The sequence below is a fragment of the Micromonospora globbae genome (genome assembly GCF_003610785.1).
Classification (GTDB): domain Bacteria; phylum Actinomycetota; class Actinomycetes; order Mycobacteriales; family Micromonosporaceae; genus Micromonospora; species Micromonospora globbae.
In genome coordinates this window covers 421,429-447,155 of record NZ_RAQQ01000001.1, presented here as the reverse complement: position 1 = coordinate 447,155, position 25,727 = coordinate 421,429, and the positions used below count along the sequence as shown (strand labels likewise).

Here is a 25,727-nt window from a genome sequence, read left to right as displayed (position 1 = left end):
TGCGGCCGGTCACCCCTGCACCGGGGCCGGCTGGCCCGAGGGGAGCGGCACCGGCACCGAGGCGACCGCCTCCCGCAGCACCTCGGCCGCGGTCACGCCCCGCACCTGGGCGTCCGGGGTGAGCAGCAGCCGGTGGGCGAACACCGGCTCGGCGAGGGCCTTCAGATCCTCCGGCATGATCCAGCCCCGGCCGTCGATCAGCGCGTACGCGCACGCCGCGCGGGTCAGCGCGATCACGCCACGCGGGCTCACACCGACGCGGACCTGCGGGTGGTTGCGGGTGGCCGCGGCGAGCCGCACCGCGTACGCGTAGAGCGGCTCGGCGATGTGGACCCGGCGGGCCATGCGGACCATCTCCCCGACGGTGGCCGTGTCGGTCACCGCCGACAGCGCCTCCGGCGAGCGGACGGTCGCCCCGCGCAGCACCTCCACCTCGACCGCCTCGTCCGGGTAGCCGACGGAGAGCTTCACCAGGAACCGGTCGAGCTGCGCCTCCGGCAGCCGGTAGGTGCCGTCCATCTCCACCGGGTTCTGGGTGGCCACCACGAGGAACGGCTGCGGCACCGGGTGCCGCACACCGTCCACGGTGACCGTGCGCTCCTCCATGACCTCCAGCAGCGCCGACTGCGTCTTCGGCGAGGCGCGGTTGATCTCGTCGGCGATGACGATGTTGGCGAACACCGGGCCGGGGTGGAACTCGAAGCCGCGCGTGGCCTGGTTGAAGATGGTCACCCCGGACACGTCCGAGGGGAGCAGGTCCGGCGTGAACTGGATCCGCCGCCACTGGCCCTTCACCGTGGCGGCGATCGCCCGGGCCAGCGTGGTCTTACCCACCCCCGGCACGTCCTCCAGCAGCACGTGCCCCTGGGCGAACAGGGCGGTGAGCGCCAGCCGGACCACCTGCGGTTTGCCCAGCACGACCGCGTTGACGTTCTCGGCGAGCCGGGCGGCGAGGGCGGCGAAGCCCTGCACCTCCGGCTGGGTGAGCGGCTCACGGGTGTTCACGTGCGTGGTGCTCCTTGCCTGGGCGGGTCAGCAGGTGGGCAGGACGTTGATGTCGTCGCCGCCCTCCAGGTTGAGCCAGGCCCAGGGGATGTAGTTCTTCCCCTCGTACTCGACCTGCACCCACCAGGTGCTCTGCTTCTGGTTGTTGTAGATCCACGCGTCGACGTTGTCGCCCCGCTTCTTGCAGTACGCCTTCAGCCGGGTGCCCGGCTCCGCCCACCCGACCTGCTGGTCGTTGTCCTGCCGGGTGACCTTGAAGATCTCGTTGCCGTTGCGGCCGTCCCGGTCCTTGTCGCAGTAGGTGCGTTGGTCGCCGTCGGGGCCGTTGTTGCAGGTGGCGATCCCGTACATCGCGTCGGTGCTCTGCGCCCGGGTGGCCGTGCCCGAGCCGGCCGCGTTGCTGGCCGTCACGGTGAACGTGTACTTCGTGCCGGGCGTCAGGCCGCTCATCGTGATGCTGGAGCAGCCGCCCGACTTCGCCGGCTCACCGGGCGTGCTCAGCGTGCAGGTGGCCTTGCCGCCGCCGGCGTCCACGGTGAACGACACCGTCGCCGAGGTGGCCGTCGCCGACGAGCCGGTCACCGTGACCCGCGGCTCGGCGACCGTCCGCGCGGTGGCGGTCGCCTCGGCACCCGGCCCGGCCTCGTTGACCGCCTTCACCTTCACGGTGACGTTCTGGCCGTTGCCCAGCCCGCTCACCGTCGCCCGGGTGTCGGTCACCTCGCTGGTGCGCCCGGCCACGTCCACCACGTACCTCGTCACGGGACGGCCGTTGGGCTCGGCCGGCGCCCACTGCACCGAGACGGTGCCGGGCTGGTCGGGCACCGTGCTCGCCCGCAGGTCCGCCGGACGCCCCGGCGCCGCGTACGGCACCACGGTGTTGCTGACCGGCGACGCCGCCGAGGCCGCGCCCTTGTCGTTGACCGAGACCACGGTGAACGCGTACTGCGTGCCGTACTCCAACTCGCCCGCCGGCACCACCAGCTCCGTCTTCGTCGACTCGCCGACCGGGGCGTTGGCGCCCGCGGAGGACGCCGTGACCGCGTACCTCGCGATCGTGTTGCCCTGCCCGTTCGCCTCCGGCCAGCGGACCAGGACGGTGCCGTCCGGCCGCTCCTCGGCGGTCACGCTCGCCGGCGGGTCCGGGACCGCGGCCGTCGGCGTGACCGGGTTGCTGGTCCGGGACGGGCCGGCGCCCTTGGCGTTGACGGCGTGCACCTCGAACCGGTACGTCTCGCCGTTGGTCAGGCCCTTGATCTCCACGGACCGCTGGTTGGCGCCCACCTCGTGCCGCTGGCCGGCGCCCTCCACCACGTACCGGATGATCTCCGCGCCGTTGGCCGGCGCCGGGCGCCAGCTCACCCGGGCCAGCGCGTCGCCCGCCGCCGCGGTGACACCGCGCGGCGCGCCCGGCTTGCCCACCTTCGGCTTCTTCGGCGGGGGCGGCGGCGGGGGAGCGGGCGGCGGGTCGCCGCCGAGGACGTCGTTGGCGTACTTGTCGACCTCGCGGACCTGGTGCTTGTCGTCGACCACACGTGCGGTCGACGTGTCGGGAGCGTTGATGAACAGGTGGTTCTCCCGCACCTCCAGCTCCAGCGGGCCGGTCGCCCGGCCGCGGATGGTGTCGACCAGCTGACCGGTGGCGTCGAACGCGTAGATCGTGCCGGTCGCCTCGTCGGCGCAGTAGAACCGGTCCGCCCAGGCGACCGCCGGGCTGAGCTGGTCGCCGCTGCCCGGCACGGTGAACGTGCTGACCTCACCGCCCTTCGCGCCGACCACGTGCACCCGCCGCTCGCCGGGCACGGTCACCGGCACCCTCGGCCCGGTCGTCCGCGTCGGCAGCGCGCCCCGCGCGGCCATGGCGAGCTTCGTCGGCGTCACCGTGCCCCGCTGCACCGTGACCAGGGCGGCGGCGGTGCGGTCGAGCACCGCGACGCCGTCGTCCAGGGTGGAGACGACCAGCTCGTGAGCGGGTTCGGCCACGTCGTACGTCTCGACCTGCTTCGGGCTGAGCCCGCCCCCGGCGGGTGCCGACGCCGGCGTCTCCGGCAGCGGCGCGGCGGTGATCGCCGAGACGGTGCCCTCGCTGGGCACCGCGATCCACAGGCGACCCTCACCGTCGAACGAGCCGCCCGTGATGCCCGGGGGGTAGCGGATCGGCTCGCCCACCGGTGCGAGCGACCGCGGGTCGAGCTGCCGGACGACGCCCTGCACGGCGTCCACGACGAAGGCCGCGTCCTCGTGCAACGCGACGTTGACCCCCAGCCCGGGCGTCGTCCGGGTGGTGGCCGTGATCTGGAGGGTGGCCAGGTCCAGTGAGCTGACCTGCCCGGTGTTCAGGTCGCGCAGGAGCAGCAGCCGGTCGGTCTGGGTGACCTGCATCGGGTGCCGGCGGGCCGCGGGCACCTCGGTGCGCGTGTCGACCCGCGCCGTGACCCCGTTGACCCGGGCCAGCTCGCTGCGCGCCGCGCTCCACAGCCAGGAACTCGCGTCGTAGTTCGCGACCGCGTTGTCGGCGGCGCCGAGCCCCAGGACGGTCAACCCCATCGCGGCGAGCAACGCGGCCACGGTGGCGATGGTGACGATCCCACCCCGCAGCCGGGACCGGCGGCGGACGGGACCGGACCCGGTGTCCACGGCGTCGTCGATGGTGGCCACTACCGGCTGCCTCCCGTGTCGTCGTGCCAGGTGGCGCCCCCTGCCGGCGACCCCTCCCCTGAGCCGGGTGCCATCATATGGGCCCGGTCACGACGGCGGGAACCCGCACCGTCTCCCTGTGGACACTCAGCGTGCGGGTGGATCGTCCCAGGTCAGCTCGACGGCGTACGCCCCTCGCGTTCCGTGCACACCTGCCCCGACGTGGCGAACGTGTCCGTCGACCAGACGGCGAGCACGGTGAAGCAGTAGTCCACCCGGGAGTTCAACCCGTTGACCGTGTAACTGGTGCTGCCCGGGTCCACACTGGCCATCACGCCCAGGGACTGCCCGGCCCGGCCACCGGCCACCATGAACGGCACCACCCCGCCGGACGGGTCCGTCCACGTCAGCGTGATCGTGGTCAGGTCGTCGCGCAGCCGCAGGTCACCGGGGGGCGGCCCGCTCGCGGTGGGGGCCGCCGGCGTCGGTGACGGCGCGCCCTGCGGCGGTTCGGCGTCCCGTCCCAGCACCAGCGCGCCCACCCCGGCCGCCGCGGCGACCGCGACGATGGCGGCGGTCACCGCGACGGCCACCGCGCCCCGCCCGCGGCCGCGCGGCTCCGGCTCGTCGACGGGGTACGCGGGCGGCACCGACACCTGGTACGCCGGGTGACCCGGGACACGGGCCGCATCGTACGCCACGCCTCCCGTTCCGGTCGGTGCCTGCGACGCTGCCGGCTGCGCCGTCGGACCGTACCCGGGCTGCGGGTCGGCCGCGCCTGGCACGGCGCCCGGCGCCTCCGGCCGGTGGTCGGCGGAGTCGGCGGGGTCGGCCGGCCCCGGGTACGCCGGTCCGTCCGGCGCCCGCGTGGCGGGATCCCCGTGCTCCGGGCTGTCCTCCGGGTGGGGCGTCGTTCCCGGGGCCGGCGGTTCGGCCATGTCCGCCGGCCCCGCGGATTCAGGGTCGGACTCCCCGGTGGTGGGCAGGGGCTGGGGTGGCGCCGTGGTGCTCCACGGTGGTGCCGTCAGACCCCACGGTGGCACCGGCGGGGCGCTCACCGGCGCGCCGCTGACCGGCGGCATGAACCCGGGCGGCGCGCTGACGGGTGACGTGTAGCCGGGCGGTCCGCTGACCGGCGGTGTGAGTCCGGGCGGCGCGCTCGTGGGTGGCGCGCTGACCGGCGGCGCGTAGCCGGGCGGTGCGCTGACGGGCGGTGCGCTGACCGGCGGTGCGTAGCCCGGCGGTGCGTAGCCCGGTGGTGCGCTGACGGGCGGTGGGCTCACCGGCGGCGCGTAGCCCTGTGGTCCGCCGACCGGTGGTCCGCTGACCGGTGGTGCGGCGACCGGCGGCGGCACCTGCGGGGGGATCGGCGGCGGCACCGGCTGCGGGTGGCCGGAGGCGCCGGCCGGACGGAGGCCGGCTGCCTGCTGGTGCGGTGCCGGCTGGGCGGACGCCGGGGCGTTCGGCGCGGGCGGCGGACTCACGTGCCCGTGCTGCGGTGCCGGCCGGGCCGGTGCCGCCGCCGGGACACCCGGTGCCGGTGGGCTCGGGTGCCCGGAGGGTGCGGGCATCGGGGCGTTCGGCGGGGGTGGTGCGCTCACGTGTCCAGGAGGCGTCGGCATCGCGGCGGTCTTCGCGGTCGGTGCGCTCGCGTGTCCGGGAGGTGCCGGCATCGGGGCGTTCGGCGGGGGTGGTGCGCTCGCGTGTCCGGGCGGTGGTGCCGGCATCGACGAGGCTGGGCCGCTCGGCGCGGCTGGTGGGCTCACGGGCTGGACCGGCGGAGCCGCCTCCGCAGGGCGCCGGAGGATGCCGCCGGCGGCGTGGTCGGCCGTGGGCGCGGTGGCCGGAGCCGACACCGGCGCCGGGCCGACCTGCGGGGCCGGGCCGACCTGCGGGGTCGGATTGACCTGCGGGCCGGCGGCCGGGCCGGACGTGCCGGGACCGCCCGGCCCGGGCTCCTGGTCCCGTTGGCGCTGGCCGGTCCGGGCGCGTGCGATCTCGTCCGCCAGCAGCGGCTCGATCTGCCGAACCTGGATCGTCGGCCGGTCCCACCCCGGCGCGGCCGGTGGGGTGGCGTGGCTGACCGGTGGGGTGGCCGGGCTGACCGGAGTCGGCTGCGTCGCCATCTCCGGCGGCGTGGACGGCGGACGATCGTCGCCTCCCGGCGCCCGGGTGGGTGCCTGCTGCGGAACCATGCCCGGGGCGGGAGCCGGCGAGGGCGCCACCGGCGGCGGCAGGTTACCGGCCGGTGGCGTCGGCACGGGCGGGACCGGCGGTCCGGAGGCCGGAGCCGGTGGAGCCGCCAGTGGCGTGCCGGATGGCGCCGGCGGCGCGGGTACGGAGCGCGCCGGTGGCCCGGAGGCCGGAGGCGGTGGCGCCACGGCGGGAGGTACCGGCGGCGGCACGGGTGCCGTCGGGCCGGAGACCAGTGCTGCGGGAGCCGGCGGTGGCGGCGCGACACGTACCCCCGGGGCCGTGGGCTGGACGGCCGGGGTGGCCTGCGGGGCGACCGGGCCCTGGTGGGGAGGCGCGGGCGGCGCCGGCGGTACGGGTGGCGCGACCTGCGACATCGCGGGCGCGCCCGGGGGAGGAGGTGGAACCCGCGGCGGTGACCCCGCCGGCGCGGTGGGTGGTGCCCAGGGCGACTGCGGCGGTGGCGGCACCGGGGCGGCGGTGGAACCGGGTCGTGCCGCCGGAGCGGCGGGGGAGCCGCCCGGCCGTGGCGCCCAGGGCGACGGGGGCGGTGGCACGGGGTTCGCGGCCGGCGTGCCCGGGGGAGTCGGGGCGACCGGGGGAGCTGGCGGCGGCGCCGGGACGCCACCCGACGGCGGCGTGGCGGGAGCCGCGGTCGGCTGCGGAGCCCAGGGCGACGCGGGCGGAGGCGGCACGGGAGCGCCGGACGCGGCGGGGGCCGGTGGCGGGGGCGGCACGGCCCCGGGCGGGTGCGCGACGGGCGGCTGTCCGCCGGCGGACGCCGGGGCGGGTCGGGCCGGCGGCAGCGCCGAGAACGCCATCGTCGGCCCGGCCAGGGCGGCCATCGTGCCGGCGTCCGCCGGTGCGGCGGCGTGCGGGGCGGGCGGCGTGGAGTCGGCCGGCTGGCCCAGGTAGCGGCGCGCGGCGCGTACCGCCGGGTGGTCCTCGCCGAGCACGGCGGGCCCGGCGGTGGCGATGCGGCTGTAGTTGCGGCGGGCCTCGTGCCGGTTGCCCAGCTCCTCGGCGACCCCCGCGAGCTCGTAGCTGAGGGCCAGCATCAGCGGGTCGCTGGGATCCCAGCTCCGCTCCGCGGCGGCGTACGCCTCCTCGAGCACCCGCCGGGCGGCGAGCGGGTCGTCGGCCTCCCGGTGCAGCCGGGCCAGCAGGTGCGCGGTGTTGAGCACCTCCGGGTGATCTCTCCCGTACGGCGGGTGGACGGATTCGACGGCCTCGGTCAGCAGCTGACGGGCGGCGGTCAGATCACCCGCGGTACGCAGGGAGAGCGCCGCGTGCTGAACGGCGGCCAGTGGGGAGGGATGGGACACATGGTCATGCTGCCGGTAGATCGCCCCCGGACGCTACCCGGACCCGCCGCGGCTGCCTCTGGGAGGCGCCTGACCAGGGTGAAGATCGCCTCCAGCGACCCCGGGGGACGGCGATGTGCATGATCCATCCGGGCCGTGTACAGTAACTCCCCGTGCGGCCCGCCGGGCCGGTCCTCGGGTGTCGAGAACACCTGGGCTGGCGCGGTAGGCTGGACAGGCAAGTCCGGGTGGCGGAATGGCAGACGCGCTAGCTTGAGGTGCTAGTGCCCGTATAGGGCGTGGGGGTTCAAGTCCCCCCTCGGACACCATCTGATACATGATCCGCTTGGGGTCGCCCGAGCGGATGTTCTCCCGCTCCGTCTCGGGCACGGCCCGGGGTCGTCTGCGGTCCTCCAGCAGCTCAGCCCCCTGGCGTCGTGGGCCACTTCGCGGCCCGGCCGCCGCCACCCCACCTGCCCTGTGCCGGGTATCGAGCGCTTCAGGCACATGCCTCCGTAAACCCGTTGGCGGCCACGGCCACCACTGCTAGCTTCCGGTAGGCCGTGCCGGAGAACGAGGAGGTGGTACCCGTGAACGCAGTATCGACGTGGGTGCTCCCCTCGGGGGTCACGGTCGGGCGATAGGTCGTCCGGGAGCGCCGTTTTCCGCGCTTCCGAAAGGCACGACCATGCGATTCACGTCCGAACAGCGCCTCGACGACGGTGTCGTCGAGCGCGGATTCACCCTCGGCGAGGTCCCCGGCATCCTGTGGACGCCCGGATCCGCGTCCGCGCCGGCCCCGCTGATCCTGCTCGGCCACCCCGGCGGACTGCACAGGATGTACCCACGACTGGTGGCCCGGGCCCGGCACACCGTGGCGGAGGGCTTCGCCGCCGCCACCATCGAGCTTCCCGGGAGCGGCGACCGGCCCCGTCTCGCCGCCGTCGACGAGGCCCGCGCCGACCTGCAGCGGGCGCTCGCGGCCGGTGCGCCGGTCGACGGGGAGATCGTCGACCGGCTCGTCCTCCCGCTGGTCGAGAAGGCGGTCCCGGAGTGGCGGGCCGCCCTGGACGCCCTCCTCGCGCTGCCCGGGATCGGCGGCCCGGTCGGGTACGCGGGAGGGGTGATCGCCATCGGCGTGCGGCTGGCCGTGGTCGAGCCGCGCATCTCGGCCGCCGTGCTGTTCGCCGGGAGTTACGTGCCCCGCAGCATGTTCGAGGAGGCCCGGCAGGTCACCATCCCGCTGCTGGTCCTGCTCCAGTGGGACGACGAAGGGAACGACCGGCAGATGGCCCTGGACCTGTTCGACGCCTTCGGGTCCCGGGAGAAGACGCTGCACGCCAACATGGGCGGGCACACCGGCGTACCCGGGTTCGAGGGGGACGACGGGAGCCGGTTCTTCGCCCGGCACCTGAGGTGAGGCCGGGCCCGGGCGGCAGGCGGTAGGAGCCGTCGGTCCGGATCCCGCTCGTCGACGGCAGCCGGCGACCCCACCCCGGCGACCCCACCCGCGGCGACCGGCGGGCGGCCCCAGCCACAGGTGGTCCACCTGGGCTGGGGTCGCCCTACTGGCGGCGCCGGGCGTTGGCCTCGACGTCGAGCAGGTCGTTCAGCGCCAGCGCCGAGTTGATCAGGGAGAGGTGGCTGAACGCCTGCGGGTAGTTGCCGATCTGCTCACCGGTCGCGGCGATCTCCTCGGCGTACAGGCCGAGGTGGTTGCTGAAGGTGAACATCTTCTCCAGGGTGAGCCGGGCGTCGTCCAGGCGACCGGAGCGGGCCAGCGCCTCGACGTACCAGAACGTGCACATGTTGAAGGTGCCTTCGTGCCCGGGGAGGCCGTCGGGGGAGTGGACCGGGTCGTACCGGTGGACCAGGCTGTCGGACACCAGCTCGCGCTCGATCGCGTTCAAGGTGGACTGCCAGAGGGGGTCGCTCGGCGTCACGAAACCGACCGCCGGCATGGTGAGCAGCGCCGCGTCCAGCATGTTCTCGTCGTACGCCTGCACGAAGCAGCCGCGTCCCCGGTGGTATCCGCGGGCCATGACCTGGTTGTAGATCCGGTTGCGTTGCTCGGTCCAGCAGGCGACGTCACCGGGGCGGCCGGTGCGGGTGGCGAGGCGGATGGCCCGGTCCAGCGCGACCCACGACATCACCCGGCCGAAGGTGTAGTTGCGGGGGTGGTGGCGGCTCTCCCAGATGCCGGCGTCCGCCTGGTCCCAGTGGTGACAGAGCCAGTCGACGAGGCGGACGGTGCTCTTCCACACCTGGTGCGAGACGCGGATGCCCTGCTCGTCGGCCAGATGCATGGCGTACAGCGCCTCGCCGTGGATGTCGAGCTGGAGCTGGTCGGCCGCGCCGTTGCCGATCCGCACCGGGCGGGAGCCGCGGTAGCCCTCGAGGTGGTCGAGCACCTCCTCGTGCAGCTCCGAGGAGCCGTCCACCCGGTACATGATCCTCAGCGGGTCCTGGTGGTCGCCAGCCTCGCGGATCCGCTCGTCGAGCCAGTTCATGTACCGGCTGACCTCCTCGGTGAAGCCGAGACCGAGCAGCGCGTGCACCGAGAACGAGGTGTCGCGGACCCAGGTGTAGCGGTAGTCCCAGTTGCGGGTGCCGCCCACCAGTTCGGGCAGCGCGGTGGTCGGGGCCGCGATCATGGCGCCGGTCGGCGCGTACGTCATGAGCTTCAGCGTGATCGCCGAGCGCTCGACCATCTCCCGCCACCGCCCGGTGTAGCGGGAGCGTTCGACCCAGCGCCGCCAGTAGTCCCGGGTCCACTCGAACATGCCCTGGACCTCTTCCGCCGGGATGAACCGCGGTTCGGTGCCGCCCGTCTCCAGGACCACCCCGCCGGTGTCACCCTCGTTGAGCGTGCCGTACGCGATGAGGTCGCCGTCCTCCATGCGGACCTCTCCGGTTTGGGCCCACAACTGCCGCACGGGGTCGACGGGGTTGAAGGTGAGCGTCGCCGACGGGCTGCGGAACAGGTAACCGTTGCGGTGGCGCTCCAGTGCGTGGTTCTCCCGGGCGTAGTCGAACCGGGGTCGGCACTCCACGCGGAAGCGCATGGTGCCCCGCACCATGTTGACCACGCGGACGAGGCGGTGCGAGTCGGTGGCGCGCTCGCCGGTGACCGGCATGAAGTCCATCACCTCGGCGACGCCGTCCGCGCTGATGAACCGGGTGATCAGGATCGGGGTGCCGGGCAGGTAGAGCTGCTTGGTGACGTACCGGACGTCGTGCGGGGCGATGCGGAAGTAGCCGCCGCGCTCGCGGTCCAGCAGGGCGGCGAAGATGCTCGGAGAGTCGAAGCGCGGCGCGCAGAACCAGTCGATCGTCCCGTCGCACGTCACCAGCGCGGCGGTCTGCAGGTCACCGATGAGCCCGTGATCCTCGATCGCCGGATAGCTCTCCACGTCGCCTCCCGGTCTCGACTGCCCCTGGGCAGTAACCTAAGGGAGGGAATGTCGAGTTTCGCTCGATTCGCGGTCAGCCACCCTCCCGCGCCCCGCGTCCTGCGCCTGCCGCCGGGCCCCGGCCCGCACCGGCGCAGCAGGAGCAGCCCGGTTGGCATCCGCAGCCGTCGCCACCCGCGCCGGTGCCGGCGAGGGGAGCGGCCACCGCGCAGCAGGCGTCGCCGCGCCACGCCTCGCGGCCCTCCTTGACCGCCACCGCCGCGATGACCAGCGCGGCGACCGGGTCTGCCCAGGACCACCCGAACAGGCTGTTCAGGCCCAGGCCCACGAGCAGGACCGCCGACAGGTACGTGCACAGCAGGGTCTGCTTGGAGTCCGCGACCGCCGAGCGCGAGCCGAGTTCGCGGCCGGCGCGGCGCTGGGCGTACGACAGCACCGGCATGATCGCCAGCGACAGCGCGGCCAGCACCAGGCCGATGCTGGAGTGCTCGGCCTCGGCGCCGCCGACCAGCGCCCGCACCGACTCGACGGTCACGTAGGCGGCGAGGGCGAAGAACGAGACCGCGATGATCCGCAGCGCCACCTTCTCCCGCGCCTCCGGGTCGCGGCCGGCGAACTGCCACGCCACCGCGGCGGCCGAGGACACTTCGATCACCGAGTCCAGCCCGAAGCCGATCAGCGCGGTCGACGACGCGATCGATCCGGCGGTGATCGCCACGACGGCCTCGACGACGTTGTAGGTGATCGTGGCGGCGACCAGGAGCCGCACCCGGCGGGCGAGCACCCGACGGCGCGCCGGCGTCGGCCCCGCCGGTGCCAGGTCGACCAGGGGCAGGTTCATCAGCAGCAGCCCTTCTCGCCGGAATCCGGGCAGGCTGCCGGGTCGACCGCCAGCACGAGGCCGAGCAGGTCCGCCAGGGCGTGGGCCAGGCGGGGGTCGGCCAGCTCGTAGCGGGTGCGGCGGCCCTGCGGCACGGCGACCACGAGACCGCAGCCGCGCAGGCACGACAGGTGGTTCGACAGGTTCTGCCGGGTGGTGCCGAGCAGGTCGGCCAGTTCCGCCGGGTATCCCGGGGCGTCGCGCAGGGCCAGCAGCAGCCGTGCGCGGGTCGGATCCGAGAGGGCATGACCGAAGCGGGCCAGCACCTGCCCGTAGGTCGACGTCTCCACGCGCTGATAGTACACCAGACGCTGTATCAAAGGGTTCGACGGTCGCACCGCCGTCGGTGCCCCCGTGGGCTCCGTCCCGGGCCGTCGGCGGGAGCCGGTGATCAGTCGGCTCGCGGGGCGTACATGATGACGGCGACGCCCACGAGGCAGATGGCGGCGCCGATGACGTCGTAGCGGTCGGGGCGGAACCTGTCGACGACCATGCCCCAGGCGAGGGAGCCGGCGACGAAGATGCCGCCGTAGGCGGCGAGGACGCGGCCGAAGTTCGGATCGGGTTGGAAGGTGGCGACGAAGCCGTAGAACCCGAGCGCGATGACGCCGGCCGCGATCCACAGCAGCCCCCGGTGTTCCCGCCAGCCCTGCCACACCAGCCAGGCCCCGCCGATCTCGGCGAGCGCGGCGAGCACGAACAGCAGGATCGAGCGGACAACCGTCATGCGTCAGACCGTAGCGTCACCACCTCGCGGCCCTCTTGGTCACTGTGCCCGCGGGAGCAGGTGCCCGTGTCGGCCGGGTAGAGCCGGTGCCCGCCCGGCGACCGCTGCGGGGACGGGAGCAGCCCCCGGCGCTCGTAGTAGCGCACCGTCTGGAGGTTGACCCCGGCCGCGTCGGCGAGCTGGCCGCTGCGCAGCCCCGATCCGCTCACCGGGAGCCTGCCGCGCAGGCGGCGCGACCGGCGAGGCCGTCGAGCACGTCGACGTGGGCCGCCGGTACCCGGACGTCCAGCACCAGCGCGTCCGGGCCGGAGCGGGAGATCTCGAAGGCGAAGAACGAGCAGCACGACGACTCCCGGGCGATGAGGTCCCGCGTCGTCTCCTCGACCTGCGCGTCCGCGGCGAGCCGCAGCCGCAGGTGCTGCGGCGTCGGGCGGTCGACACCCCGGACCGCGTCCCGGAAGAGCTGGTCGAACTCGGCGAGTCGCAGTGGCCGTTCGGCCGTCGGAAGGGTGCACGCATCCGGCACCCAGGAGTCGTCGAGATGGCGGTCGCTCATGCTCCGACGGTAAGCCCGTACCCCGGTACCGGATGCAAGCCCCGGTCGAGGTGCGGAAACGACGTGCCCGCCGATCTCGTCACGATTGCCGGGACCATTCGGTCCGGGGTCGACGGCCGTCCTCTAGCGTGGGTTCGGGCTCGCAGGTCGAGGGCGGTGGTGATGGCGCCCTCTGCCGAGGCGGCCGGAGGTGTCCGCCCTGAGCCTCACCAGTGACGGACGGTCGCCGGTCGCGGGGCTGGTGGGCGTGAGGGGGAGTGCGTACGTGAGTCCCGAGGCCCTGCTGTGGTTCGTCCTGGCGGCCGTCGCGGTCGTCGTCGCCGCGCGGTGGCTGGCCTCGCGCACCGGCCTGCCCTCGGCGGCGCTCCTGACGCTGATCGGCATCCTCTACGCGCTCCTGCCGGGACCGAACATCACGCTGGACCCGCACATCGTGCTGACCGTCGTCCTGCCACCGCTGCTCTACAGCGCGGCGCTCGACTCGTCACTGCTCGCGATCCGCAAGAACATGCGAATCGTCGTCAGTCTCTCCGTGGTCCTGGTGCTCGTCACCGCGTTGGCCATCGGGTGGGGGTTCCACCTGTTCGTCGCCGGGGCGACCCTGGCCGCGGGTGTGGCGGTCGGCGCGGCCGTCGCGCCTCCCGACCCGGTGGCGGCGCTCGCGGTGGGCCGGCGGGTGAACCTCCCACCGAAGCTGGTCACCATCATCCAGGGCGAGGGGCTGCTCAACGACGCCACCGCGTTGACGATTCTCAGCGTGGCGGTGACCGCGGCCGTCAGCGGCACGTTCTCCTTCGCCGCGGCCGCCGGGCAGTTCGTCCTCGCGGCGGCCGGCGGCCTCGTGGTGGGGGCCGCGGTCGCGTGGGCCGTGCGTCTGGCGCGGCCGTTGACCAGGGATCCGCTGCTGTCCAACGCGATCTCGCTGGCCACCCCGTTCGTGGCCTTCCTGCTCGGCGAGGAGCTGCACGTCTCCGGGGTCCTCGCGGTGGTGGTCGCGGGGCTGATCGTCGGGCACCACACGCCCCGCCTCGCCTCCGGAGCGAGCCGGCTCCAGACCAGCGCCGTGTGGCGGCTGGTCGACTTCCTTCTCGAAGGGTTCGTGTTCCTCCTGATCGGCCAGCAGTTCCCCAACGTCGTGCGCGGGCTGCGGCAGTACGACACCTCCACGATCGTCGTCGCGGTGGCGGTCTCGGTCGGCGTGGTGCTGCTCCTGCGCCCGTTGTGGCTGATCCTGAACCAGTCGCTGCCGCGCTGGATGCACACCCGACTCGGCGGCGCCTCCGACTACGACGACGACACCCCCGGCTCCGCCCGCCGGGCCGCGCGGGAGGCTCGCAACGCCCGCCGGCTGACCGGTCGCGAGGTCGTCGCGCTCAGCTGGTCTGGCACCCGCGGCGTCATCAGCCTCGCCGCGATCTTCACCCTGCCGCTGGTGACCGACAGCGGAGAACCCTTCCCGGACCGGGATCTGCTGTTGTTCTGCGCGTTCGTCGTCGTGCTCGTGACGCTGGTCGGTCAGGGGCTCACCTTCGCGCCGTTGGTGCGGGCGTTGGGTCTGCGGGCCGACGAGGCGGACCAGGCGCGTGTCCGCAACGAAGCGCGGTCGGCATCCGTCGAGGCCGCCCTGGCCCGGCTCGCGGAGGTCGCCGCCGAGGAACCGGAGCACATCGACGCCGTCGAGGCGATGCGTACGCAACTGCACAGCCGGCTGACCCGCTACCGTGGCCGCCTCGACCAACTCCAGGCGACCGACTCGTCGCGGCTGCCGGACTCACCGCGGTACGAGGCGGCGTTGCGCATCCGCCGGGCCGTGATCGACGCCCAGCGCGAGGAGTTGCTGCGGTGGCGGGACGCCGGTCGACTGCCGGACGAGGGGCTGCGCGTCCTGGAGCGCGAGCTGGACCACGAGGAGCTGCGCCTGCCGGCCCGGAAGCCGTAGGAGCGCCCGCGGGCCGCGAAACATGTGCCTGCCCGCGGGCCGGACCTGGCTAGATCGGGAATCGGCCGCGGCGCCAGCGCCAGTGACGGCCGGACTTCAGGTGGTCGACGACCGCGCGTTGGAGCACGGTGCGGCGCGGCAACTGGTCGAGCGGCGTGCTCAGGGTGCGGAACACGAACCGCAGCACCTCGATGTCGGCGTCCAGCCCTTCCGGCTCCTCGTAGGGCTCCAGCTCGAACATGCGCTGGAACCGGACGATGTTGGAGTCCTCCGGCAGGTACTCCTGAAGCTGCGGGTCGAGCAGCCACGAGCCGCAGGCGAACGCCGTGTACTGCTCGTCGGGGAAGTGGCGCGGGAAGAACGCGCGGGCCTCGTCGAGCGACGCCGCGATCGCCTCCGGGGTCAGCGGCCCCGACTCCGGGACGTGCAGGTCGATGGTGGTGTCGCCGCGCTGGTGCTGCAGCCGGCCCAGTTCGTAGACGCCGCCGCGCGCGTGCAGGGTCAGCCAGCTCTGCATGACCGGCCAGCCCTCGCGGTGCATCCGCCGGTCGATGGCGAGGTTGCGGCCAAGGTCCGCGAGGGTCGCCCACGACACGGCATCGGGGATGCCGTGGTCACGGTGGTACTCCCTGACGACGTCGACCAGGGCCAGGTACGCGTACACGTAGAGGTGCCGCCAGGCGGGGCCCCGGTCGCGCGGAAGCGCCGGACCCGGCGGCAGCCAGGCGTAGCCGCCGAGGTCGGCGCGGACCAGGGCGGTCGAGCGGTCGAGCAGCCAGCGCAGCTCCGGAGTCCACAGCGGAGAGTCGGCGTCGGGCCAGCCCGCCATGATCTCGGCGGCGTCGTCCGGCCGTACCGCGAGCCGGTCGAGGAGAGCGGGCGCGTCGGCCTTGGCGGGCAGCGGTGCCGCGGGCCGGTCGCCGGCGAGCCGGTGTACGCGGTCGACCTCCTCGACGGGTACGCCGAGCCGGGCGGCGATGTCGTCCAGATCCACGCGGACGACCCTACCCACCGCGGGATCGCCGCGACAGGCGTCGGAGCGTCCCCGCAATGCCCTCGCCTCGGGAGCGGGCGGTGGATCAGGAGGCTGCGGCGGGCCGCCCGGTGGGGCGGGTCGAGGTGGCGCCGGGGGTGGGACGGCGGGTCAGCACCTGGGGGCCGGAAGCCGTGATGGCGACGGTGTGTTCCGAGTGGGCGGTGCGGGAGCCGTCGGCGGAGCGGATCGTCCAGCCGTCGGCGTCGAACGTGATCCTGTCGGTGGTGCGGCAGAACCAGGGCTCGATGGCGATGGTGAGGCCGGGTTCGAGCTTCATGCCGCGGCGGGCGCGGCCCTTGTTGGAGACGTGCGGGGCCTCGTGCATGGTCCGGCCGATGCCGTGGCCGCCGAACTCGGCGTTGACGCCGTAGCCGTAGGAGTGGGCGACCTCGCTGATCGCGGCGGAGATGTCGCCGAGGCGGCCGCCGGGCTGGGCGGCGGTGATGGCGGCCTCCAGTGCGACCTCGGTGGCCTCGATCAGCCTCAGGTCGGCCGGGTCGGGGGTGCCGACGACGACGGAGACCGCGGAGTCGGCCACCCAGCCGTCGATGCCGACCGCCATGTCGATGCTGAGCAGGTCACCGTCGCGCAGAACGTAGTCGTGCGGCAGGCCGTGCAGCACCGCGTCGTTCACCGACAGGCACAGCACGTTGCGGAACGGGCCGCGCCCGAACGACGGGGCGTAGTCCCAGTAGCAGGATTCGGCGCCGCGTTCGGCGATCCGGCGGCGGGCGTGGTGTTCGAGGTCCATCAGGTTGACGCCGACCGCGGCGACGTCGCTCAGCTCGGCGAGCAGTTCGCCGACGAACTGGCCGGTCACCGCCATCCGGCCGATCTCCTCGGCGGACTTCAGCTCGATCACGACAGCCTCCCTCTCCGGAACCGGTATTTTTATACCACGCCCCGGTCGGGAGGCTTCGAGGGATATCCTGCTGGCATGGTTCGCCAACCACTGACCGCCGAACAGATCGCAGCGGGCCAGCGCCTCGGAGCCGCCCTCCGGGCCGCGCGCGCCGGGCGCAGCCTCGTCGAGGTGGCGCTGGCGGCCGGCATCTCCCCGGAGACGCTACGCAAGATCGAGGCGGGTCGCCTTCCCGCGCCGGCGTTCGGCACCGTGGTCTGCCTCAGCCAGGCCCTCGACGTCCCCCTCAGCGACCTGGCGAACGTCTGGCTGGCCGACATGCCCGTCCGGCAGGCGTCCTGAGGATCAGCCACCCGGTTCCGATGGGCCGTCGCGGCCGCTGGCCGGGCTCGCGCTGGTCGCGGCCCTCGTGGTGGCGTACCTCATGAGCCGCTGAGGCGGCGGGCCCGACCGCGGTGATCGACGGGCGGGCCGGGGTCAGCGCCCACCGCGGCGCGCGGCCGGCCGGGCCCGGGCGGAGAAGGCCGCCGCACCGGATCGCGTCGGCGCGGATCGCGTCGAGGTGGTCGGCGCCGGTTTGCCGCCGCGCCGGCTCCGGCCGTCGTGGGCGGTTTGCGCCTCGTGCCGCGGCCGGGCGGCCGGCGGTACGGGCTGGGGGACCAGCGTCCGTTCACCCGGGGCGAGTTCGCGCAGCAGCGCGTCACCCGGGCGCAGCCGCGTCGTGGTCGCCGTGATGCCGGCCTTGCGGGTGAGTTCCCGCACCTCGGGCACCTGCCGGTCGGTCATGAGCGTGACGACGGTCCCGGCCGCGCCGGCCCGGGCGGTACGGCCGGAGCGGTGCAGGTAGGCCTTGTGCTCCTCGGGCGGGTCGGCGTGCACGACGAGGGTCACGTCGTCGATGTGGATGCCCCGGGCGGCGATGTCGGTGGCGACCAGCGTGTGCGCCGTGCCATCGGAGAACGCCTGCAGGTTCCGGGTGCGTGCGCCCTGGGCCAGGTTGCCGTGCAGCTCGACGGCGGTCACGCCGGCCGTGACCAGCCGGCGGGTGAGCGTCTTCGCGCCCCGCTTCGTACGCGTGAAGACCACGGTGCGGCCCGGCGCGGCGGTCAGCTCGACCAGCACGGCGAACCGGTCGTCGGCGTGGACGTGCAGGACGTGGTGCGTCATCGCGGCGACCGGCGACAGCGTCGAGTCGACGCTGTGCACGACCGGATCGGTGAGGAACCGCCGCACGAGGACGTCGACACCGGCGTCCAGGGTGGCGGAGAACAGCAGACGCTGCCCACCGCGCGGGGTCCGTTCCAGCAGCCGCCGCACGGTGGGCAGGAAGCCGAGGTCGGCCATGTGGTCGGCCTCGTCGAGCACGGTGATCTCGACGGCGTCCAGGTGCGCGTGGCCGGCGTCGACGTGGTCGGCGAGCCGGCCCGGGCAGGCCACCAGGACGTCGACCCCGGCGCGCAGCCCGGCGATCTGGGGTCGGGCGGCGACGCCGCCGAAGACGGTCATGGTGCGGAGCGACAGCGCCTGCGCCAGCGGCGCCATCACGCTGTCGATCTGCGTGGCCAGTTCACGGGTGGGCGCGAGGATCAGCGCCCGGGGGCGTCCGGCCCGCCGTGGCGTGGCCGTGGCGGCCAGGCGGGTCAGCACCGCCAGCGCGAAGGCGTACGTCTTGCCCGAACCGGTGCGGCCTCGGCCGAGCACGTCCCGCCCGGCGAGGGCGTCGGGCAGTGTCGCGGCCTGGATCGGGAACGGCCGCTCCACCCCGGTCGCGGCCAGCACGCGGGTGAGCGCGTCGGGCACGCCGAGGTCGGCGAAGGTGAGGGAGTGGGACGAGGTGGTCTGGCGTGGGCGGCTTACCGCCATGAAGGCTCCGAACGTCGATGGGATGTCCCGCCCGGCGCTGACCGTTTCGGCCGCGGCGCGTGGCGTGGGGCATCGGAACCGGCCGGCATGCTGCGCGGGCCGTGCTGCCAGTCTACCCGCACCCGCTGCCCGGTGCCTGCCAGGTCACCTGCGCGGAGACGAGCGTCGGCCGATCAGGGCGCCACGACCTGCCACCGGCTCTGTCCGTCCATCCATGCCTGGGCCAGGATCTCCGCCGACTGCCGGCCCGGGCACTGGTAGATCTTCGACCGGCCGGCCTCGCCGCCGGCCCGGGCCTCGACCTCCCACGACTCGCCGTCGGTGCGGATGTACACGTCGCGACGCCCTCGTGGGGTGCGGTTGCCGTTCCACCAGTGACTCTCGGTCTTCACCTCCCGACCGTATAGCACCGGGACCGGGGGAGGGAATGTTAACGATCTTGACAACCGTCGGCGGGAGGCCGGAGGGCGGCCACCGACGGGGGCAAAGTGGGGCAAAGCGAAAGATTGTCGGCCTGCTGCCGCCTACGCTGTGGCAGGAGGTGAACCGTCATGTTGAGAGATGCCCCGGTGCAGGCCGCCCTTCCCGCGAGCGACATGGAACGGGCCAAGCGCTTCTACCGCGACACCCTGGGCCTGACCGTCTCCGGGGAGGCCGAGGACGCCGTCCACTTCGAGTCCGGTGGAACGCGGTTCTTCATCTACCCCACCTCCAACGCCGGGCAGGCGCCCCACACGTTGGCGGCCTGGCTGGTCGCCGACCTCGACGCCGAGATGGCGGACCTTCGGGGGCGCGGTGTGACGTTCGAGGAGTACGACCTCCCCGGTCTCCGGACGGTCGACGGCGTCGCGGAGTTCCCGACGATGCGCGGCGCCTGGTTCAAGGACAGCGAAGGCAACATCCTCGGCGTGACCCAGCCCCGCGAAGGCTGATCCCCGGTGCCGCCCCACCTGCGGCGACGGGACCAGCGTGTGGCGACGGGACCAGCGCCGCCTCAGCGGGCCTTCTTGGTCGCCCGCTTGCGGGGCGGCGTCAACAGGTCCGCGATCGCCGCGATCGCGGACGGCACCAGACGGTAGTACGCCCACACGCCACGCTTCTCGCGTTCGAGCAGACCGGCCTCGGTGAGGATCCGAAGGTGGTGGCTCACGGTCGGCTGGGAGAGGCCCAGCGGCGCCGTGAGGTCACTCACGGTCGCCTCGCCCTCCGGAGCGGACTGGATCAGGCTGAGCAGTCGCAGCCGGGCCGGGTCGGCGAACGCCTTCAGCACTCCCGCGAGCCGCTGGGCGTCCGCACTCTTGATCGGCTCGCCGGCGAGCGGCGAGATGGCAGGCATGGCAGTCTTGGCAGGTCCCACGCCCTCATCGTCGCACCCTGTCCCACCGGCCGGCCCCGCGATCCACGATCTGGGCGGTAAAGCCCCCTTCCGCACCAGGAGGCTCTCGTGGCACGGTTTCCCGGTGCGCGGTGGCGGGGTTGGTACGACGGGTGGGCCGGGGCCCGGCTGGTATCCGGATCCCTCGGGGCGGCAGCCGTTGCGCTGGTTCGACGGCGGCCGGTGGACGGCGCACGTGATCGACGTCCGGCAGCAGCCGCAGGTCGACCCGCTGCCCGATCACCCCGTCACGCCGCCCGTTCCGCCGGGCCCGCCGCCGCAGGTGTCCGTCGCGCCGGCTCCCGCGCCGGGGCAGCCGCCGGCGAGGGTTCCGGTCGGGTCGCTGGTCGTACGGTGTCTGGCGCTCGGCGGCGTGGCGGTGCTCCTGGTGCTCGGCTTCCTCGTGCTGCCGTACGCGGGGGTCGACGGCTTCCCCCGGGACTTCACCTACGCGCCGGTGCGCTATCCCGATCTGGGCGTCTGGCTCGCCGCGTACGACACGAAGATGGGCGGCTGGGGACGGGCGTACTCGAAGGGCCTCGGCGCGCTGATCGCGCTCGTGGTGTGGGCCGCCGTCGTCGGCACGGCGCTGCTGGTGGCGCTGGTGCCCCGCTACCGGTCCCGTGAGCCGTGGTGGACGGTGCCGGTCTTCGTGCTGGCGGTCGCGGCGCTGTTCGGGGCGATGGTCGCCTCGCCCGGCAACGGCACCGTCGCGCTGCGGTCGGCCGCCGGTTACTTCACCGTGCTGGCGGCGCACGCGCTGCTGGTGGTGGCCTGCCCGCTCACGCACAAGCGGCGGCGGCGACCTCGCTGATCACGACGCGCCCCGCAGGTAGGTGAGCACGGCCGAGACGCGGCGGTCGGAGTCGGGGTCGAGATCGAGCTTGGCGAAGATGTTGCCGACGTGTTTGCGTACGGCCGCCTCGCTGACCACGAGGTGCTCGGCGATGGTGGGGTTGGTGTACCCCTCGGCCATCAACGCGAGGACCTCGCGCTCGCGTGGGGTGAGCGTGGCCAACGGGCCGTCGTTGCGGCGTCGGGTGACGAGGTGGCGTACGACGTCGGGATCGACGACCGTGCCACCCGCGGTCACGCGGTCGAGGTTGTCGAGGAACTCCCGGACGTGACTGACCCGGTCCTTGAGGAGGTAGCCGATGCCGCCGCCCGTGGTGGAGGCGAGCAGGTCGGTGACGTACGCCTCGGCGACGTACGCGGACAGCAGGACGATGGCGATGTCGGGGTACCGGGCGCGGATGGCGACGGCGGCGCGCAGCCCCTCGTCGGTGTGGGTCGGCGGCATGCGGATGTCGGTGACGACGACGTCGGGCCGCTGGTTCGCGGTGTAGACGAGCAGTGCGTCGGCGTCCGCGACCGCGGCCACGACCTGGTGGCCGGCCCGCTCCAGGATCCCGACGAGCCCCTCCCGCAGCAGGGCCGCGTCCTCGGCGATCACGATTCTCAACGGCTTGGTCACGTCGGGCCGATCGGGCATGTCATTCTCACGTGGGTCGGGCCCCCGGGCGGGCTGGTGATGTCGAGGGTGCCGTCGATGGCGTCGATGCGCGCCGCGAGTCCGGCGAGCCCGGACCCTCGGGCGGGGTCGGCGCCGCCGCGGCCGTCGTCGACGACGGTCACGGTCAGGGTGCCGTCGGCCATCCAGGCGTGCACCTGGGCGTCACGGGCGCCCGAGTGGCGGGCGACGTTGGTCAGGGCCTCGCTGACGAGGAAGTACGCGGCGGTCTCCACCCGTGCGGGGAGTCTTCCGGCCAGGTGGAGGTCGGTGTCGACCGGGACCGGGGAGCGGTCGGCCAGTTCGTGGATCGCGGCGGCCAGGCCGTGGTCGGTGAGCACCTGGGGATGGATGCCGCGCACCGTGGCCCGCAGGTCCTCCAGCGCCTCCTCGGCGAGGGCGTGGGCCCTGGTGACCAGGTCGAGCGCGGGGCCGTCGTCCAGTTCGAGCTCGGCCTGCCCGAGTGTCATGGTGAGGGCGACGAGGCGTTGCTGCGCGCCGTCGTGCAGGTCGCGCTCGATGCGGCGGCGCTCCGCCTCGAAGGCGTCGACGAGCCCGACGCGGGAGCGGCGCAGCTCGGTGACCGCGGCGACCAGCCGTGCCTCCGGCGGATCGAGCAGGAGCCGGGTGAGCGCGGCCTGGGCGCTGGCGAGAGCGGTCAGCAGATAGGCGACGACGGCGAGGACCAGGACGCCGACCGCCACGGCGGGCCAGGCCTCGGCGACCGTGTCGATCCGCCACCCGAAGATGTCCACCGCGTCGTACCGGACCAGGGCCGGCGCGAGGATCAGCACGACCGGGGTGGTGACGGCCAGGGTCAGGACGACGGCGTCGACGACCCAACCGACCGTCGCGAGGAGGGTGGCGTAGCCGATCTCCGACCACGAGACCGGGACGGTGCGCCAGGTGCGCAGCCGCTCGCGCAGCGTCGGGTGCTCGCCGCCGGACGGCTGCGGAAGCACCAGCCGGAGCCGGGCGCGCTCGATCTCCGCGATGACGGTCGCCACCAGGGGGACGCCGGCCAGCAACAGGAGCCCGACGACGATCACGGCGGTCAGGAGCCCGAGGCCGACGACCGTCGCGAGCACCAGCAGTACGCCGATCCCGATCGGCACCGTCGAGGCGAGGTAGGCGAGGGACCGCCACGGCCAGGCCGAGACCAGGAAACGCCACGGCCTGCCGCGTACGGCGGACCAGGCGTCGGCGTGGGGGCTCACTCCACCCAGCGTAGGGCGTGCCCGGCTCCTCGACGGTAGCGCCAGCGCTACCCCCGATCTCGCGTACGGGCCAGTGCGCCGGACCAGCCGACTCGCTGGACTGGACGCATGACGCAGACACCGACGGCGCCCGCTGTCGCGCTCGAGAGCGTGACCCGCACGTACCGTTCCCGCGCGGGCAGCGTCCACGCCCTGCGCGGCCTCACCCACGCCTTCGCCCGCGGCAGCTTCACCGCGATCATGGGCCCCTCCGGATCCGGCAAGTCGACCCTCCTCCAGATCGCGGCCGGGCTCGACCGGCCGAGCCACGGGCGGGTGACGATCGGCGGCACGGCGCTGGACAGCCTCAACGAGACCGCGTTGACGAAGTTCCGGCGCACCTCGATGGCGTTCGTCTTCCAGTCCTACAACCTGCTCGATGCCCTGACGGCCTTCGACAACGTCGCCCTGCCGGCCCGGCTCGCGGGACTGCGGGTCGACCGTGCGGCGGTGACCGACGCGCTGGACCGGGTCGGGTTGCGGGACCTCGCGAGGCGCCGGCCACCGGAGCTCTCCGGCGGCCAGCAGCAACGGGTGGCGATCGCGCGCGCCCTCCACGGCAGGCCCGACGTGATCTTCGCCGACGAGCCGACCGGCGCCCTCGACCGCAACACCGGCCGCGAGGTCCTCGCGCTGCTCCGTGCCCTGGCCGACGGCGGACAGACCATCGTGATGGTGACCCACGACCCGCTCGCCGCCTCGTACGCCGACGAGACCCTGTTCCTCGCCGACGGGCAGATCGTCGGCAGACTGCACCGCGCCGACGCCGCCGCCATCGCGTCGCGCATGAACGATCTGGAGCGTCGATGAGCCCGGCGACGAGCGGGCTCTCCCGCCAGACCGTCCGTACGTCCTGGCCCGCCTACCTCGGCGCCTTCGTCGCCCTCTCGAGCGGCGTCGTACTGATGGCCACCACCGTCAACCTGGTCGGCTCGGTGGAGGCCACCCTCACCGACCTCGGTGGCGCGGCGACCCGGGAGCAGCGCCAGCAACTCGACGACCTGACCTCGATGTTCGGCATCATGTCGGCGATCTCGCTGTTCATGGCGGTCTTCGTCGTCGGCAGCACGTTCGGGTTCGTCGTCGCGACCCGCCGCCGCGAACTGGGACTCCTGCGGCTCGTCGGCGCCACCGGGCGTCAGGTGCGCCGCCTCGTCCTCGGCGAGTCGGTCGTCGTCGCCGCGGCCGCGGTCGTCGCCGGGTGCCTCACGGCGACACCGCTGGCGGCGCCCGTACTCGGCCTGATCCGCCGCCTGGGCCTCACCGACCTCCACCTGGTGGCCCCTCCCGCGTGGCTGGCCTGGGCGGTCGCCGCACCCGCCGGCATGGCCGTGGCGCTGCTCGGAACCTGGCGGTCCTCCCGCCGGGCCGCCCGCGTCCCACCGTCCGCGGCGCTGCGTGAGGCAGCCGTCGAGCGCCGCCGCCCCAGCGTCGCGCAACTGGTCGTCGGCACCCTCTGCCTCGCCGCCGTGCTCACCGCGACCGTTCTGGCCCGGCACGCGGAGCCGCTCTTCGCGCTGGTGGCCTCCGTCCTGCTGCCCGAGGTCGTGGTCATCGCACTCATGTGCTTCGGCACCCTGCTCGTCCCACGACTCGCCGCGCTGCTGGCCCTCCCGTTCGTCAGCCGCGACGTCGCCGCCCGGCTGGCCCGCGACGAACTGCGCGCGGCCGTACGCACCACCACGTCGGTGGCCGCGCCCGTCCTCGCGATCTCGGCCGTGGCCGGCTCGATGCTGCTCGCGCTGAGCTTCACCGCCGACTGGACGTCGGCCCAGGACCGCGCCCAACTCCGCGCGCCCCTGGTGGTCCGCCCCGGCGCCGGACACGCCACCGAGGTCGCCGCCACGGTGGCCGGGCACCCCGCCGTGAAGCTCGTCGACGCCCGCCGCCGGCTCACCGTTGCGTTCGGCGACGAGGGACGCCTGGAGGTCGACGCCGTCGACGTGACGACCGCGAGCGTGGCGCGGGGCCTGCACGCCACGAAGGGCAGCCTGCGCGACCTTCGCGGGGCCACCGTCGCGGTCTCCGAGACGCAGGTGGTCGACAGCGGCACCGGACTCGGCGGCCATCTCAGGGCCAGGATCGACGGCCGCACGGTCGACCTGACGGTCGTCGCCGTCGTGCCCGCCGCGCCCGACCTGTACGGCGACATCCTCCTGCCCGTCGACCTCGTCGCCGGGGAACTCGACGACGCGCCGGCCGACGAGCTGTTCGTCGTCCCCGAACCCGGCACCGGGACCGGCGCGGCGAGGACGGCTCTCGGCGAAGCCCTCGCCGGCACCGGCAGCCGCGTCCTGACCGGGGAGGAGTGGATCGCGGAGGTGACCGACCAGGTCCGGCGCAGCAACAACGTGGGGCTCACCATCCTGCTGGGCCCTGCCGGGTTCTACGCCGCCATCGCCGTCGTGAACGCCACCCTCATCGGCGCGAGCCAACGACGCCGACAGCACCGGGCGCTCGGCCTGCTCGGCGCGACGCGCGACCAGTTGCGCCGTACGGCGCTGTGGCAGGCCACCCTCGTCACCGGTGCGGGCCTGGTCCTCGGGGGGCTCACCACCGGGTACCTCGGCTGGCTCGTGCGGCGCGCGGTCACCGCGGACCTCGCCGGCACCGGTGTGGACGTTCCGATGACCGTCCCCTGGGCCCCGCTGATCGCGATCGTCGCGGCCTGCGTCGGCCTCGCCGTGGCGGCGGCCACGGCGGGCGCCGTCGGGCTGCGGAAGGGCCTGTATCGAGGCCGGCCGTAGGGGCGGTGGCCACCTGCCGGCCGGCCCCGGACCCCGGGTCGGGTCCCGGCTCGGTCAGGCCGGCCGGGTGGCCCTGCCGTCGAGCCAGAGGGTGTCCGTGGCGTCGCGGTGCGAGCCGTCCGAGCCGACGTGCTTGGTGCTGATCTTCGGGCCCTTCTTGATGACGTGCACCAGGGCCATGGCGTGCCCGCGGCCGAGGCCGTACTCGTTCTTCAGCCAGTCCACGATCACGCCGGCCTTCACGTCGGCCTTGTCGTAGCCGCGCTGCTTGGCCTCGTCGACGAGGACCCGCGGCGTCTTGCCGGTCTTCTCCTCGATGGCGTCGAGGTACGCCTGGAAGGACATGTCGCCAGTCTCCGATCCGGTGGTGCGGGTGGACAAAGGTCGATGTGGCACCGCGGCGTGCCCGGTCGACGAGCGTACC

The 25,727-nt window shown here is 74.0% G+C and carries 24 protein-coding genes and 1 tRNA gene; 8 read left to right on the top strand and 17 right to left on the bottom strand.

Features of this window, described 5'->3' with window-relative positions; genetic code table 11:
* Positions 1–9 precede the first annotated feature (9 nt).
* The 3 genes from D7I43_RS01945 to D7I43_RS34000 all read right to left on the bottom strand — a co-directional run bounded on the left by D7I43_RS01945 (position 10) and on the right by D7I43_RS34000 (position 7,160).
* Entirely contained in the window at positions 10–1,005 is a 996-nt protein-coding gene (locus tag D7I43_RS01945; RefSeq protein ID WP_120326580.1) for an AAA family ATPase, read from the bottom strand.
* Positions 1,006–1,032: 27 nt separating this feature from the next.
* The gene (locus tag D7I43_RS01940; protein WP_396845204.1) at positions 1,033–3,663 is read right to left on the bottom strand and encodes a fibronectin type III domain-containing protein; all 2,631 of its coding nucleotides are present in this window, start codon (positions 3,661–3,663) and stop codon (positions 1,033–1,035) included.
* 152 nt (positions 3,664–3,815) lie between these two features.
* Positions 3,816–7,160 carry a fibronectin type III domain-containing protein gene (locus D7I43_RS34000; protein WP_275670798.1) on the bottom strand — a complete coding sequence of 1,115 codons (3,345 nt, stop codon included), beginning with the start codon at positions 7,158–7,160 and terminating at the stop codon, positions 3,816–3,818.
* Between the two features lie 221 nt (positions 7,161–7,381).
* On the opposite strand from D7I43_RS34000, the gene D7I43_RS01925 reads away from it, so the two are divergent.
* Positions 7,382–7,468 (top strand) — tRNA-Leu (locus tag D7I43_RS01925).
* Positions 7,469–7,827: 359 nt separating this feature from the next.
* Entirely contained in the window at positions 7,828–8,559 is a 732-nt protein-coding gene (locus D7I43_RS01920) for a dienelactone hydrolase family protein (protein WP_120326579.1), read from the top strand.
* A gap of 145 nt (positions 8,560–8,704) precedes the next feature.
* Here D7I43_RS01920 and D7I43_RS01915 read toward each other — a convergent pair whose 3' ends face one another.
* The 6 genes from D7I43_RS01915 to D7I43_RS01890 all read right to left on the bottom strand — a co-directional run bounded on the left by D7I43_RS01915 (position 8,705) and on the right by D7I43_RS01890 (position 12,715).
* Positions 8,705–10,552: a glycoside hydrolase family 15 protein gene (locus D7I43_RS01915; protein WP_120326578.1), complete on the bottom strand. Its 1,848-nt coding sequence runs from the start codon at positions 10,550–10,552 to the stop codon at positions 8,705–8,707.
* A 73-nt stretch (positions 10,553–10,625) separates the two neighbouring features.
* Positions 10,626–11,393, bottom strand: coding sequence for a cation efflux transmembrane domain-containing protein (locus D7I43_RS01910; protein WP_120326577.1), 768 nt, complete (start codon positions 11,391–11,393; stop codon positions 10,626–10,628).
* Positions 11,393–11,722, bottom strand: coding sequence for an ArsR/SmtB family transcription factor (locus tag D7I43_RS01905; protein WP_120326576.1), 330 nt, complete (start codon positions 11,720–11,722; stop codon positions 11,393–11,395). The genes D7I43_RS01910 and D7I43_RS01905 overlap by 1 nt, the downstream gene beginning before the upstream one ends.
* A 101-nt stretch (positions 11,723–11,823) precedes the next feature.
* A complete protein-coding gene (locus D7I43_RS01900) occupies positions 11,824–12,159 on the bottom strand; it encodes a YnfA family protein (protein WP_120326575.1) in 336 nt (111 codons plus the stop codon).
* Entirely contained in the window at positions 12,156–12,368 is a 213-nt protein-coding gene (locus D7I43_RS01895) for a MerR family DNA-binding transcriptional regulator (RefSeq protein WP_240032745.1), read from the bottom strand. Before D7I43_RS01895 ends, D7I43_RS01900 begins: the two co-directional genes overlap by 4 nt.
* The gene (locus D7I43_RS01890) at positions 12,365–12,715 is read right to left on the bottom strand and encodes a hypothetical protein (protein ID WP_120326574.1); all 351 of its coding nucleotides are present in this window, start codon (positions 12,713–12,715) and stop codon (positions 12,365–12,367) included. Before D7I43_RS01890 ends, D7I43_RS01895 begins: the two co-directional genes overlap by 4 nt.
* Positions 12,716–12,980: 265 nt before the next feature.
* Here D7I43_RS01890 and D7I43_RS01885 point away from each other — a divergent pair, with 265 nt between their 5' ends.
* Positions 12,981–14,654, top strand: a complete 1,674-nt coding sequence (locus tag D7I43_RS01885; protein WP_120326573.1) for a Na+/H+ antiporter — start codon at positions 12,981–12,983, stop codon at positions 14,652–14,654.
* Positions 14,655–14,703: 49 nt separating this feature from the next.
* Here D7I43_RS01885 and D7I43_RS01880 read toward each other — a convergent pair whose 3' ends face one another.
* Positions 14,704–15,648, bottom strand: a complete 945-nt coding sequence (locus tag D7I43_RS01880; protein ID WP_120326572.1) for an acyltransferase domain-containing protein — start codon at positions 15,646–15,648, stop codon at positions 14,704–14,706.
* 85 nt (positions 15,649–15,733) lie between these two features.
* Positions 15,734–16,552 carry a type I methionyl aminopeptidase gene (gene map / locus D7I43_RS01875; RefSeq protein WP_120326571.1) on the bottom strand — a complete coding sequence of 273 codons (819 nt, stop codon included), beginning with the start codon at positions 16,550–16,552 and terminating at the stop codon, positions 15,734–15,736.
* A gap of 75 nt (positions 16,553–16,627) precedes the next feature.
* Here map and D7I43_RS01870 point away from each other — a divergent pair, with 75 nt between their 5' ends.
* Complete coding sequence (locus D7I43_RS01870; protein ID WP_120326570.1) at positions 16,628–16,894, top strand: helix-turn-helix domain-containing protein; 267 nt, start codon at positions 16,628–16,630, stop codon at positions 16,892–16,894.
* A 135-nt stretch (positions 16,895–17,029) separates the two neighbouring features.
* Here D7I43_RS01870 and D7I43_RS01865 read toward each other — a convergent pair whose 3' ends face one another.
* Complete coding sequence (locus tag D7I43_RS01865; protein ID WP_120326569.1) at positions 17,030–18,415, bottom strand: DEAD/DEAH box helicase; 1,386 nt, start codon at positions 18,413–18,415, stop codon at positions 17,030–17,032.
* 173 nt (positions 18,416–18,588) lie between these two features.
* Entirely contained in the window at positions 18,589–18,807 is a 219-nt protein-coding gene (locus D7I43_RS01860; protein WP_120326568.1) for a hypothetical protein, read from the bottom strand.
* A 159-nt stretch (positions 18,808–18,966) separates the two neighbouring features.
* Between D7I43_RS01860 and D7I43_RS01855 the strand changes: the two genes are divergently transcribed.
* Complete coding sequence (locus tag D7I43_RS01855) at positions 18,967–19,347, top strand: VOC family protein (RefSeq protein WP_120326567.1); 381 nt, start codon at positions 18,967–18,969, stop codon at positions 19,345–19,347.
* Between the two features lie 62 nt (positions 19,348–19,409).
* On the opposite strand, the gene D7I43_RS01850 is transcribed toward D7I43_RS01855, so the two are convergent.
* Positions 19,410–19,751: an ArsR/SmtB family transcription factor gene (locus tag D7I43_RS01850; protein ID WP_120326566.1), complete on the bottom strand. Its 342-nt coding sequence runs from the start codon at positions 19,749–19,751 to the stop codon at positions 19,410–19,412.
* A gap of 124 nt (positions 19,752–19,875) precedes the next feature.
* On the opposite strand from D7I43_RS01850, the gene D7I43_RS33170 reads away from it, so the two are divergent.
* Positions 19,876–20,604: a DUF2510 domain-containing protein gene (locus D7I43_RS33170; protein ID WP_158610063.1), complete on the top strand. Its 729-nt coding sequence runs from the start codon at positions 19,876–19,878 to the stop codon at positions 20,602–20,604.
* Here the strand turns inward: D7I43_RS33170 and D7I43_RS01840 are convergent, their stop codons facing one another.
* Both D7I43_RS01840 and D7I43_RS01835 read right to left on the bottom strand, forming a co-directional pair.
* On the bottom strand, positions 20,605–21,252 hold the full coding sequence (locus D7I43_RS01840) for a response regulator (protein WP_204985138.1): 648 nt from the start codon (positions 21,250–21,252) through the stop codon (positions 20,605–20,607).
* 8 nt (positions 21,253–21,260) lie between these two features.
* On the bottom strand, positions 21,261–22,517 hold the full coding sequence (locus D7I43_RS01835; protein ID WP_120326563.1) for a sensor histidine kinase: 1,257 nt from the start codon (positions 22,515–22,517) through the stop codon (positions 21,261–21,263).
* 108 nt (positions 22,518–22,625) lie between these two features.
* Here D7I43_RS01835 and D7I43_RS01830 point away from each other — a divergent pair, with 108 nt between their 5' ends.
* Entirely contained in the window at positions 22,626–23,366 is a 741-nt protein-coding gene (locus tag D7I43_RS01830; protein ID WP_120326562.1) for an ABC transporter ATP-binding protein, read from the top strand.
* Positions 23,363–25,303: an FtsX-like permease family protein gene (locus D7I43_RS01825; protein ID WP_120326561.1), complete on the top strand. Its 1,941-nt coding sequence runs from the start codon at positions 23,363–23,365 to the stop codon at positions 25,301–25,303. Before D7I43_RS01830 ends, D7I43_RS01825 begins: the two co-directional genes overlap by 4 nt.
* 54 nt (positions 25,304–25,357) lie before the next feature.
* Here D7I43_RS01825 and D7I43_RS01820 read toward each other — a convergent pair whose 3' ends face one another.
* Complete coding sequence (locus tag D7I43_RS01820; protein WP_120326560.1) at positions 25,358–25,648, bottom strand: DUF4287 domain-containing protein; 291 nt, start codon at positions 25,646–25,648, stop codon at positions 25,358–25,360.
* Positions 25,649–25,727: the final 79 nt, after the last annotated feature.